Origin of the sequence: Micromonospora sp. NPDC050187, from assembly GCF_044459745.1 — a bacterium.
Taxonomy (GTDB): domain Bacteria; phylum Actinomycetota; class Actinomycetes; order Mycobacteriales; family Micromonosporaceae; genus Micromonospora.
Genome location: NZ_JBITJH010000005.1, coordinates 255,087 through 267,045 on the forward strand (window position 1 = coordinate 255,087; position 11,959 = coordinate 267,045).

The window sequence follows — 11,959 nt, forward strand, 5'->3', positions numbered from 1 at the left end:
AACGGCCCATGGTAGGGGCTCGGCCGTCCGGGAGGGCGGGGCGTCTGTCCACAGGAGACGGGGGCGGGGTAGCAGAAGCAGATGCCGACCGCTACCGTCAGCGACGAGTTCCGCTGACCCGCTGCGGCTCGCCGACCCGGCGGGCGGCCGACGCGTCCGCACCGAGCGTCGGCGGGCAGCCACGACCACACGAGACGAGGTGACGTCCGGGTGTCCCAGACGCAGGCAGAAGCCGCGGTGATGCAGCAGACCGCCGCGAAGTTCGAGCAGGTCGACCAGTCGTTGCAGACGATGCTGACCCAGCTCATGGCCGAGCTGGAGGTGTTGCAGCAGGCCTGGCGCGGGGCCGGTGGCCGGTCGTTCGAGCAGGTCCGGCAGCAGTGGTCGCAGGACCAGGCGGCGTTGCAACGGGCCCTGCGGGAGACCGCCCAGGCGATCCGCACCGCCGGCACGCAGTACGACGCCTCGGACGCCGAGGCGGCCAGCCGGGTGGCCAGCGCCAACCGTGGCATCCAGCTGCCGCTCTGACCGATCCGTGACCGAGGGGAAGATCCGATGAACAACGGTGTGCTGGTCGTCAACTTCGCAGCGCTCCAGCAGGCGGGCGCGGACATCCAGCGGGCGCTGAACACGCTCGACTCGCAGCTCGGCCAGTTGGAACGGGACGCCGCCCCACTGGTCGCGAGCTGGACAGGTGAGGCCCGGGAGGCGTACGCGGTGCGTCAGACGCGCTGGCGTTCCGCCTCGCAGGACCTCCAGGCGATGCTGCGCGACATCAAGCTGGCCGTGGACGACTCCGCCACCGACTACCTCGACACCGAGAAGCGCAACGTCAACCTCTTCCAGTGAGAACCGGCCGGTCCCGGTGGGCAGCCCCGCCGGGACCGCGCCCACCGGTGACGCGACCCCGGTCAGCCCGGACGCCAGCGGCGGCGGGAACCGCGCGGCACGATCACCGCCAGCAGCAGGGCGGTGACGGCCAGAGCCGTGGTCACGGCGGCGACCAGCAGCGCCCGGTCCCGGGCGTCGGCCCGCCGGGCGTCCTGTGCCGCCCGCGCCGGGTCGACCCACCGGGCCGGGAGCCCGTCCGCCCGTCGGGACGTGCCGGCCGTACCGACCCCGGTCGCGGTGACCGCCCGGTACGGGTTGAGCACCCCGGCGCCGTACCCGGCCCCCCACCCGGGGGCGGGGTCGGCGGTGGCCACGATCCGCTCCGTGATCTGGACGGCGGTCAGCTCCGGCCGGTAGCCGCGCAGCAGGGCGGCGGTGGCCGCCACGAACGGGGTGGCGTAGCTCGTCCCCTCCGCCCGCCGGTGACCCCGGTCCGGCGCGGCCACCAGCACGTCACTGCCCGGGGCCACCACGTCGACGTACCCGCCGACCTGGGAGAAGTCGGCGCGGACCCCGTTCCCGGCGATCGCACCGACCCCGATCACCCCGTCGTAGGCGGCCGGGTACGAGCGGGGGTCCCCCTCGGCGTGCAGGTTGCCGGCGGCGGCCACCACCACGACGTCCCGGTCCACCGCGTACGCGACGGCCGCCCGGACGGCCGGGTCGTCGGCGTACAGCACGACGGAGAGGTTGAGCACGTCCGCGCCCCGGTCGACGGCCCACCGGATCGCCCGGGCGAAGACCGCCGCGCTGACCGTACGCCCCGACTCCCGGCCGTCGACGACCTGCTGTTCGCTGACGCGTACCGGCAGGATGCGGGCGTCGGGGGCCAACCCGCGGAAGGCGACCCCGGTCCGTGGGGCGGCGGCGATGACGCTCGCCACCCCGGTCCCGTGTCCGGCGCAGTCCCGGCTGCCGTCGTCGCCCGGGTCGAGATAGTCCGTCCCGTCGAGGACCCGGCCGGCGAGCTGCGGGTGCCGGCGGTCCACTCCCGAGTCGATCACCGCGACGACCGTTCCCGCGCCGGTCGCCAACGGGGCCAGCCGGTCGGGGGCGTACCGTACCTGTGGCCAGGGTGCCTCGGCGACCGGTCGGGTCGGCGCGAGCGGGGCGGCGCAGCCCGGGGCGGCCGAGGCCGGCACGGCCGGGAGCGCGGCCGTGAGGAGGGCGGCCAGCGCGGCGGCGACCGGGCGTGGAGTCGGTCGCGGCATTCGTCGCCTCCGTATCGTGTCGGCTCCGGGACGGCATGTTATCGACTCGAAGTCATCGATGCGGATCGCGCCGGTCAGACATTGTGATCTTGTTACTACCTTGTAGGTTGTACGCGATGCCTATGGCCTGTTCGCGGGAGGAGAGGTGGCCGTGACCGACTGGGAGCCGGCTACCGAGGCCGAGGCGGCGATGCGGGACGCGCTCCGCGCCAACGACCAGGAACTCTACTTCCGGATCCTGGCTCGGACGGACCTGCTGCTACCGGTCTCCGCCGAGGCCCTGGCGGGTCAGGCCCCGATGGGCTGGGGCACCTGGACCACCAACGGCCGGACGCACGTGCTGGCCTTCACCTCCGACGTCGCGCTCCGGGCCTGTCTGGGTGCCAACGGCGGGTCGAGCCGGCGCTGCGCGTACCACGACCTGGCGGCGGGCTGGCCCAACCACGAGTGGTGGCTGGCGGTCAACCCCGGCCTGCCCATCGAGGGCTACCTGCCGGCCTGGTTCGTGTCGCAGCTCTCCCGGGGCGACGTCCGGCTGCCCGGCCGCACGCTGGGCGCGCGGGCGCGTCTGGAGCAGGTGGAACAGCTCGCCCGTAACCGGGCGGCCGGCGGTGAGCCGCCCCCGCCGGAGCCGTCCCGGGGATCGCCGCCGGCACCGCCGTACGGAACCAACCGGCCGCCCGTCGCGACGCCACCCCGCCGGGGCCTGCCCGACCAGTCCGCCGAGGCCACCGAGGCGCTCCGGGTGGGTCAGCCCGACCCGCGCGGCGCGGCCGAGCCCCCGTCGAACGGGGGTGCCGAGCCGGGATCGAGCTGGTTGACCAACCCGCGCCGCCAACTCCGCCCGGATTCGGCGCACCCCGACCCTGGAGCCACCCCGCCCAACGGCCAGCCGGCCGGCCGGAACTCCTTCTTCGAGCCGGCACCGTCGGGCCGCGGCACCGGTCCGGCACCGATCTCTCCGCTGCGGGCCCAGGACCGGGCCGTTCCCCCGTCCCGGCTGGGTGAACCGGGCCGTGCCTTCCCCCGGCGGCGGCCCTACCGGCCGGACCAGGCCGGGGACGAGCCCACCCGGGCGTTCCGGTTCACCGACCCGACTCCCGCCGGAGAGCCCGCTCCACCGCAGAACCGGGTCGCGGCGGGGGCACCGGCCGCCGACCAGACGCAGGCTCTGCCCCGGCGCCAGCCGCGACCGGAACCGGCGGTCAGCGAACCGACGCAGGCCCTGCCCCGCCGGATGCCGCCCCAGCCGGCTGGCGAGCCCACCCAGCTTCCGGGCGAGCCCACCCAACCGTTGCCCTGGCAGATGCCGTCGGGCGGCAGCGAGCCGGTAGGCCAGGAGCCGACGCAGCCGATCCCGCAGCCCGCCGGACCGGTGAACCCCACCGACGCCCCGCCGGCCGAGCCGCCCGCCCACACCGATCAGACCATGTCGGCCGGTTACGCCGACGCCGACGGCGCCGTCCCGACGGGTCACGCCGAGGCCGACCAGGCCGCGCCGGCCGGTTACGCCGACAGCGCCGCGCCGACGGGTTACGCCGACGCCGACGGCGCCGCGCCGGCCGGTTACGCCGACGGTGCCGCGCCGGCCGGTTACGCCGAGGCCGAGCGGACCACCGACGCGGCGGGGTACGCCGAGCCCGAGCCGGCCCGGTCGCCGTCGCCGTCGCCGCTGGTCATCGAGGGAACCGTCGTCGAGTCCCACGAACTCGCCGACCCTGCGCCGACATACCCGGCGGGGCCGGACGCCGGTGCCGGGTACCCGCCGGGCACGCCCCACCAACCGGATCTGGCGACCGGCCCGGCGCACGAGCCTGCCGGATACGAAACCGCCAGCTCGTTGTTCGAGCCCACCGAACCGGCGTACCGGACGGACGTGGCCGAGTCGGAACCGGCGGACGAGCCCGGGGGCGACGCGGCCGGGTCGCCGCCGCCGGCATCCCCGGCGCTCGACTTCCGGGCCGCCAACGACGTCGAGGAGGAACTGCTCGCCGCCGCCGGCACCGGCAGCACCGACACGTTCCTGTCCACGCTTCTCCTGGCCCGCGTGCTGCTGCCCGTCGCCCCGGACGCCACGCCGGGCGCCCGCCCCGGCGAGAGCGGCTTCGTCTGGCGGACCGAGCAGCTCGACGGCGAGACGTACGTGATCGTCTACACCTCGCCGGAACGGCTGGCCGACCACGTCGACACCCCGGTCGAGACGGTCAAGGTCAAGTTCGTGCAGCTCATCCGGCGGTGGCCGGACGAACAGTGGTCGTTCGCCGTCAACCCGGGCACCCCGGTGGGCGCGAAGCTGCCCGGGGAACAGATCGTCGCGCTGGCCAACTGGGCCGCCGAGGTCGGGCTGGGCGACGACGTCGAGCCGGAGCCGGTGGAGCCGGTCGCCGCCCCGCCGGCCGAGGAGCCAGCCGGTTCCGCCCGGTACGCCACGACGCCGGAGGATCCGAACTGCCCGCCGATGATGCAGAAGGCGGTCGCCCCCAGCCAGCTCGCCTACTACCTGGAACGGGGCTACGACCGGGTCTCCGGCTTCGTGCACCGGGCCGGCGAGGTCGGCCACCTGAACACCCCGGCGAAGCTGCACGCGGCGCTCGGACTCGGCTATCCCGACTCCCCGTTCTCGCCGGACGCGGACGAGATCTACGTGCTGCGTTGGCCCGCGTACCGGCCGAGTCTCTACCGGATTCCCTACGGCGGGCAGCACGAGAGCGCGATGCGGGCCATGGAGGGCTGGGTGATCGAACGGCCACCGTTCCGGGGCAACGGGTTCGCCCCGGGCGAGAGCAGCGACGTGGTGGCCGAGTTCAAGGTGGACAGCGCCCGACTGCCGCACGGGACGCAGCTCTGGCGGATCGGCGCGGACGGCAGCGAGCGGGTGGTCGCAACCCTGGACACCGACGCCCTGCTCTGGCGCCAGGCCGGGGAGCGGTGATGCGCGACGGCTACGTGGCCCGCTGGCGCGGGCGGGAGTACCAGGCCAGTCCGGACGGCAGCGAGGTCCGGATCTACCAGCCGGAACCGGGCGACGGCTTCGAGGAGGTCCGTTCCGGCCGCTACGTGCGGGTGCTGCCGGTGGACGAGGTGGACGAGGTGGCGTACATCCGGACCACCTGCACCTGGCAGGGGCAGCCGTTCATCGTGCTCGCCGAGCACGACGGCTGGCTCCGGGTGGAGTACACCGGTGGGCGCTGGCCGGTCGCGCAGGCGATGGGGCTGGAGGTCTTCGACTTCGGCGTCTACCAGGGCTGGGCCCCGGCCAGCGAGGTCGTGGACCTGCGCGAGCACCGCATCTGACCCGGCGTCTCCCGGTGCCCCGCCGGGTCGGTCAGGACTTCGCCCAGCGGAGGATCTCGCCGAGCACCACGTCCGGGGCCTCCAGGTGCGGAAAGTGCCCGACACCGTCGAGCAGCCGCCACTCGTATGGGGCGATCACGTAACGGCCGGAGCCCTGGGCGGTGCGCGGCAGCGAGGCGACGTCCTCCGCGCCGTGCAGTTGCAGGGTCGGGGTGATCAGCGGCTTCTGCATCAGCTTGACGAAGCGGTAGCCGTGCAGCCGCAGCACCGAACGGAACGCCCACCGGTACGTCTCCAGGGCGCAGAAGGCGGCCTGCGGGATCCGCATCGCCTCCCGGCACCGGGCCGCGTACGGGGCGAAGGCGGGGCTTTCCACCCAGCGCCGCCCGCCCCACCGGCGCAGCATCTCCTCGACCCGGACCGCGTCGTCCCGGGTGAGCACGTGCTCGTAGCGGGGGAGCTGGAACTTGAGGGTCGGGGTGGCGGCGCTGAACTGGCCCCGGGGGTCGGCGAAGATGCCGGCCCGTAGCCGCAACGGATGCGGCGCGCCGAGCACCACCAGCCGCCGGACCAGCCTCGGGTGGAACGAGGCGGCGGTCCAGCCGAGCAGCCCGCCGGCCCCGGAACCGACCAGGGTCGCGGAGCGTTCGCCGAGCGCCCGGATCAGGCCGGCGACGTCGGCGGCGAGGGTGTAGCCGTCGTACCCACGGGGTGGCTTGTCGGTCGCGCCGTAGCCGCGTAGGTCCACCGCGACGGCCCGGAAGCCGGCGTCCGCGACGGCGGGCAGCATCTCGTGCCAGGCCCACCAGAACTCGGGGAACCCGTGCAGGAAGAGGACCATCGGGCCGGTGCCGGCCTCGACCACGTGGAACCGGCTGCCGTTCGCCCCGACGAACCGGTGCGTCCACGGCCCGTCGGTCAGGACACAGGACTCGTCGATCGGCCCGTCATGCTGGTCGGTCATGTCCACAGCCTAGGACCCGGAGACATCCAGCCTGCTCGTGCGGGTCGCCGGACCGGCAGCGGGGAGAAACGGGGACGGCGCCCGGGGCGGGTGCCCCGGGCGCCGTCGGATGACCGGTCGGATCAGGAGAAGCGGACCTTGATGGAGGTCCCGTCCTGCTCCAACACCTTGATCTTGGTGCCGGTCGCGGGGAGCTTGACGCCGTGGTTCGGCAGCTCCGGGTACCAGTACTGCTTGGTGTCGTCGAACAGCGGCTGCGCCGCCTGGCCGCGGATGTACTGCGGCTGGCTGTTGTGGTGCAGCGTGAACGAGTCCGCCTTCTTCAGGCTGAACGGCGCGTCGTAGACCTGGACGCGGGCCCGCCAGGGCTGCCCGGTCAGGTTGTAGATCGGCCGCGGGTGCGCGTCGATGATCATGTTGCGACCCTCACCCGGGTGCTCGAACGTGTCGTTGTCCGGCCACCGCAGGTTCCAGTACGAGATCAGCAGACCCTCCTGGTACGCGTAGTGGTCCACGTAGTCCGGGCGGGTGTTCGCGTAGCCGAAGTAGTACGGGCCGGTCTTCAGGTACTTGTCGTACTGGACGTACGAGCGGTGACCGGCGATGTAGTAGTTGTCGAAGAGCCGGGTGTAGGTCTCCTCGACGACCGACCAGCCGGCGACGGTCCAGTCGCCCGTGCCGTTCTCGGCGCCGTCGGAGAAGACGGTCGAACCGTCGGCGGTCACGGTGATCGCGTCACCGAAGAAGCCACCCGAGGAGACACCGCCGTCGGTCTGGTAGCGGAGCCGGAACTGCACCGTCTTGCCGGCGGCGAAGTCCAGCGGGATCGCGATGTCGACCCACTGGTCGTCGCTGGAGCCGTCCAGCGCGGGGCGACCCGGGGTGATCTCGGCGAGCGGCTCGCCGTCCACGGTGCCCGGCAGGGCGGACCAGGTCTGTCCACCGTCCACGGACGCCTCGAAGAAGAGGTAGTCGTACCCGGCCTCGATGTTGTAGCGGCCCTTCATCGACAGCGACGCCGACGACTTCCCGGTCAGGTCGATCGTCCGGGTCATCGTGTTGTTCAGGTCGTCGTCGTTGCCCGAGAAGAACTGCTTGGTGCCCTCGAACGGCTTGCCGTTGTCGAACGAGTACTCGCGCTGCGGGAGGACCACCACGGCGGCCTGCGGCTTGTCGGAGTTGTACTCCTGCGGGCCGAGGGTCATGGTGCGCTTCTGCCCGGCCACGACCACCTCGTAGTCGAGCCAGCCGAGCTGGAGCTTGTTCCACGCGCCGAGGTCGCCACCGCGCTCGCCGATGCCCGCGTCGCCCTTGGCGCCGAGCCGGCTCTGGGCCATGAGGGTCCAGTGCTCGTTGTTGTTGTCGCCGCCGTTGTACAGGTTGTAGTCGTCCGGCAGGCCCAGGTCGTGAGCGTACTCGTGGTAGAAGACGCTCCGGCCGCCGTTCTCCGGCTGGATGGTGTAGTCACCGACCCAGATGCCGGTGCTGCCGATCTGGGTGCCGCCGGCCGGGAAGTTCGGCGGACCGGTCACACCCTGGTCGCTGGCGTAGGCGTACCAGCGGTGGCTCCAGATGGCGTCCTCACCCTGCCACGGGTCGCCGTCGGCCTGGTCGCCACCGGCGTGCACGATCTGGAAGTGGTCGATGTAGCCGTCCGGCTCGTTGAAGTTGCCGTCGCCGTCGTGGTCGTACCGGTCCCACTTGTCGAAGGACTTCATGTCGGCGGCGATCTGCGCGTCGGTGCGGCCGGCGGCCTTCTGGTCGGCGACCCACTGGTTCGCGGCGTCCCGGACCAGCGCCCAGACGTTGCTGCAGGTGGTGTCCGGGCACGGGTAGCCGTTGGAGCGGCCGTACCGGGCCTCGTTGTACTGCACCTTGACCCAGTCGGTGACGGTGCCGTCGACGCTGTACCGACCCGAGGACTGGGCCTCGTAGTACTGCTTGACCGACTCGTCGCCCTTACCGGTGCCGAAGTAGAGCTTGCGGAAGTAGTCCGCGCTGTAGTCCTCCTGCCAGACGGTGGAGTTGTCCACCGCGCGGTTCGGCTGGGGGATCTCGTTGCGCAGCGGACCGTCGAACCGGGCCGGACCCTCGGTGTTCGGGTCGGTGTCCTGGTCCGGGTAGTTCGGGTGCCGCTCGTTGCCGAACTCGGCGAGGATCACGAAGATCCGGTCGGTCTGCTCACGGGCCAGCTCGACGTACTGGTCCTTGGTCTGGCTGCCGCCCTTGGCGGAACGGGCGGTCGGCCCGCTCGCGCCCTGGGTCTTGCCGACCTTGACCACGGTGCTGCCGTTGATCCGCTCGGCCTTCGCCCGTCCGGACAGGACCTCGCTGAGGCCCTCCTGACGCAGCGCGCGCCGCTTGCTCTCCAACGGGTTGGGCAGGTCGTGCTCGGCGTGAGTGTGTTCGGCAGCCGGCTTGGCCGATCCCGGCGTGGTGGCCGGGGGCGCGGCGCTGGCGGTCGCACCAACCGTCAGGCCGGTGGCCGTCAGCGTCAAACCGAGCAGACCCACTGCGACTTTCCGCACGTGGTACCTCCGGTGTGAAGGAAAAACCGACCCCGTTCGGGGTTGGGGGTCGGAGGAAGAGATCCCAGACGAGGGACCTGTGGTGAACATAGACACTGCCGTGACTGGTGGGAAGACGCTGACGTCGATTTGTTGCACAAGCTTGTGACGGCGATGCGACAGCGTCACAAGTCGAGACGGTGTATCGGTCGCGGTTCCGCGCGGTGTGTCAGCGTTACGGATCCGCGCGGTGGGCCGGGACGCTTCCCGGGTGGGAAAGCGTCCCGGCCGGAATTCAGCGCCGGGCCGGGGTCACGTACACCGAGGCGTACGCGTTGTCCCGTGCGGTGCGTTTGATGGTGATCGAGACGCCGTAGCTCACGCCCTGGTCACCGGGATTACCCGTGCCCAGGATGGTGAAGCCGAGATCCTGTCCGTACAGTCCGGTCGCCGGGGTGCCGTCCGGGTTGACCACCCGGGTCGTGTACGGCGCGCCGTCCCGCGACGGGACGACCACCGACGCGTCGTTGTCCCGGGCGAACAACTGCGAGCCGTCGCGCACCTCGATGCCCGGGTACCAACCCTTGGCGTCGGTGAAGGCCTTCACGGCCGGCTGCGCCGGGAAGCTGGTGCAGTACTCGCTGAACGGCTCGCCGGTCGCCTCCAGGCACTCGTCGAACGGGTACGTCGGGCGCAGCCCGAACGCCGCGTTCGACGACTGCGGACGGCTCGGCAGGTTGTCCAGCGTCGACGGATCCTTCACGGCCGCCTCGCCGGTGCGGCGCAGCGGGTCGAAGTGCGAGTCGACGATGAGCAGTCCGCCCTTGGCCCCGTAGCTGGGCAGCGCGGTCATCTGCGCGGTCACGTGGTTGACGTCGCCGAGCATGGTGTCCCGGTACCAGACCAGCATGCCCGGCGCGTTGTACGAGATCCGGTCGACCTTCCAGGCGTCGTTGGAGTACACCGTGTCGTAGGTGTACTTCAGACCCTTGTCGAAGCCGTCGAAGTTGCGCCACTCGGCCAGGTAGTAGTGCGCCTGGACCCGGGTGCCCGAGTCGGTCCGCCAGCCGGCGCCGGTGGTGTCGGTGAACGAGCCGCCGGTCTGGGTCCAGCCGTTCGCACCGCCCTCGACGTCGTCGCTCCAGGTGGTGGCCCCGCCTCCGGTGACCGAGAAGTCGTCGGCGAACCAACCCCGGTCCGCGAACGCGGCGTCGGTGGCGTAGCGCAGCCGCAACCGCACGGTGCTGCCCGCGTACGCGGACAGGTCGACGTAGTCGTGTCGCCAGCCGTGCGAGTCGCCGTGCAGGCCGTACTTCTTGCCGCCGTAGTCGGCCATCCGGCCGTTCGGGTCGGCGTAGCCGTCGTTGGTGCTGACCAGGTTGCCGGCCTCGTCGTAGACCTTCAGTTCGGTCCAGGTGGACCCACCGTTCGTGGAGACCTCGACGAAGCCGTAGTCCCAGTCCTCCTCGATGGTGTAGTTGTTCCACATCCAGAACTTCGCGTCCGCGGCGGCCGGCACGGCCACCTCGCGGCTGAGCTTGACGTCAGCCCAGTCCTGGTCGTTGCCGCTGTGCCACATGTTCGCCCCGCTGTGCGGGGTGGCCAGGTTGATCACCTTGTCCGGCAGGTTGATCTTGATGCCGTCCTTGGTGCCGCGCGGGGTGCGGGAGGTCTGCCCGAGCAGCACCGTGCGCGGGTCCGCACCGACCGGGATCTCCAGCGGGTCGGCCCAACCGAGCACCCACTTGTCCCAGATGCCCATGTGGGTGGGCAGCGCCTGGAACACCTCACCGGCGTGCGAGCCCGAGCCCATCAGGTCCCAGAAGTCGATGTCCGATTCGGCGTTGCCGGAGGTGTCGTAGAGGTCCGGCAGGCCCAGGTCGTGGCCGTACTCGTGGGCGAAGACGCCGACCCCGGCGTCCTCCGGCTGCACGATGTAGTTCGAGACCTGGAGGTCGGTGCCGGGGATGCGGTAGCCGCCGGCCACCGCCGAGGAGTGCGCCCAGATGGCGTAGGTGCCCTCCGCGCCACCGCCCCGGGACTTGCCCTGGCCGGCGTGCACCAGCACCAGGTGGTCGATCACGCCGTCCGGCTCGTTGACGTTGCCGTCACCGTCCCGGTCGCCCTGGTCCTCGATGTCGTAGTCGGCCCACGGGAAGTCGGGGTCCATCGCGGCCAGCGCGTCGACCGCGTCGGTGGCGAGCCGGCCCGCGCCGAGCGGGTTGTCCGGGTGCCCGTTCATCGCCTGCTCGCGACCGGCCACCCAGTTGCCGTTCTCGTCCTGGAAGCAGCGCGACGCGGCGTACCAGCCCTCCGAGCGGGGCAGCTTGATCCACGGGCTGGCCTGCCCGTCGACCGTGTACGCCCCCTTCGACATCTCCAGGTACATGTTGCGCATGCTGCGGCCGGAGATGTCGATGCCCGGCTTGCCGTCCGGACCGGTCAGGTCGGTGCGGATCCGCTGGGTGATACCCGTGGAGCTGTACAGCATCTTGTTGTAGTGGGTGGGTGAGAAGTCCGGCACCCACATCGAGTTGTTGTCCTCGTTGGCGTACGAGGCAGGGTTCGGGATGTTGTTGTGCAGGGGGCCGTTCTGCACGGTTCCGGGAACGCAGGTTCGGTCCCCGAACACCGTCTTCGGCACCATGGTCCCGGTGAAGTCGTCGTTCGCCTGGTTGTTGAACTCCACCAGCAGGGTCAGCAGCTTGGCGGTCTGCGTCTGCGGAGCCTTCTTGAACTGGCGTGGGCTCTTGCCGGTACGGATCGCCCGGGCCTCGTTGCGCGCCAGCTCACGGGCGGCGATCGGGTTGCCCCGGGCGTACTTGCGGTCGTACGCGCGGGCCGACTCGACCGCCGGCGCGTGGATACCGCCGGCACCCTTGACCTCCCGGCCCCGGGTGTCCGCCTGAACCGCGGGTTCGGCGTAGTTGATGTAGAACTCGTCCGTGCCGATCACGGCGCGGACCCCCTCGGCCTCCTCGGCCGAGGCGTTGCCGGGCACGATCAGTGCCGAGGCGGCGAGCGCGATCGCGGGCAGCGCGACGAGCAGGCGTCGTCGAGACCCGCGTTGCAGACCAGTTCGGTGCATGCCA

8 protein-coding genes are annotated in these 11,959 nt (G+C 71.8%); 4 read left to right on the forward strand and 4 right to left on the reverse strand.

Annotated features, from left to right (window positions below; translation table 11 throughout):
• The first annotated feature begins 210 nt into the window (after positions 1-210).
• Positions 211-528 (forward strand): WXG100 family type VII secretion target, encoded by a 318-nt coding sequence (locus tag ACIBJE_RS10905; RefSeq protein WP_396746260.1) that lies wholly within the window; start codon positions 211-213, stop codon positions 526-528.
• 27 nt (positions 529-555) lie between these two features.
• Positions 556-849, forward strand: coding sequence for a WXG100 family type VII secretion target (locus tag ACIBJE_RS10910; RefSeq protein ID WP_396746263.1), 294 nt, complete (start codon positions 556-558; stop codon positions 847-849).
• A 62-nt stretch (positions 850-911) separates the two neighbouring features.
• On the opposite strand, the gene mycP is transcribed toward ACIBJE_RS10910, so the two are convergent.
• Positions 912-2,102, reverse strand: coding sequence for a type VII secretion-associated serine protease mycosin (mycP, locus tag ACIBJE_RS10915; RefSeq protein WP_396746266.1), 1,191 nt, complete (start codon positions 2,100-2,102; stop codon positions 912-914).
• A 151-nt stretch (positions 2,103-2,253) separates the two neighbouring features.
• Here mycP and ACIBJE_RS10920 point away from each other — a divergent pair, with 151 nt between their 5' ends.
• Both ACIBJE_RS10920 and ACIBJE_RS10925 read left to right on the forward strand, forming a co-directional pair.
• A complete protein-coding gene (locus ACIBJE_RS10920; protein ID WP_396746269.1) occupies positions 2,254-5,034 on the forward strand; it encodes an SseB family protein in 2,781 nt (926 codons plus the stop codon).
• Positions 5,031-5,396, forward strand: a complete 366-nt coding sequence (locus ACIBJE_RS10925) for a hypothetical protein (RefSeq protein ID WP_396746272.1) — start codon at positions 5,031-5,033, stop codon at positions 5,394-5,396. The genes ACIBJE_RS10920 and ACIBJE_RS10925 overlap by 4 nt, the downstream gene beginning before the upstream one ends.
• 31 nt (positions 5,397-5,427) lie before the next feature.
• On the opposite strand, the gene ACIBJE_RS10930 is transcribed toward ACIBJE_RS10925, so the two are convergent.
• The 3 genes from ACIBJE_RS10930 to ACIBJE_RS10940 all read right to left on the reverse strand — a co-directional run bounded on the left by ACIBJE_RS10930 (position 5,428) and on the right by ACIBJE_RS10940 (position 11,955).
• Entirely contained in the window at positions 5,428-6,360 is a 933-nt protein-coding gene (locus tag ACIBJE_RS10930) for an alpha/beta fold hydrolase (RefSeq protein WP_396746275.1), read from the reverse strand.
• A 122-nt stretch (positions 6,361-6,482) separates the two neighbouring features.
• A complete protein-coding gene (locus tag ACIBJE_RS10935) occupies positions 6,483-8,873 on the reverse strand; it encodes an immune inhibitor A domain-containing protein (RefSeq protein ID WP_396746698.1) in 2,391 nt (796 codons plus the stop codon).
• 289 nt (positions 8,874-9,162) lie between these two features.
• Positions 9,163-11,955 (reverse strand): immune inhibitor A domain-containing protein, encoded by a 2,793-nt coding sequence (locus ACIBJE_RS10940; RefSeq protein ID WP_396746278.1) that lies wholly within the window; start codon positions 11,953-11,955, stop codon positions 9,163-9,165.
• Positions 11,956-11,959 lie beyond the last annotated feature (4 nt).

Excerpts from the sequence above, each read along its gene's own strand:
- ACIBJE_RS10930 (WP_396746275.1), bottom strand. The coding sequence starts at position 6,360 with ATGACCGACCAGCATGACGGGCCGATCGACGAGTCCTGTGTCCTGACC.
- ACIBJE_RS10940 (WP_396746278.1), bottom strand. The coding sequence starts at position 11,955 with ATGCACCGAACTGGTCTGCAACGCGGGTCTCGACGACGCCTGCTCGTC.
- ACIBJE_RS10910 (WP_396746263.1), top strand. The coding sequence starts at position 556 with ATGAACAACGGTGTGCTGGTCGTCAACTTCGCAGCGCTCCAGCAGGCG.
- mycP (WP_396746266.1), bottom strand. The coding sequence starts at position 2,102 with ATGCCGCGACCGACTCCACGCCCGGTCGCCGCCGCGCTGGCCGCCCTC.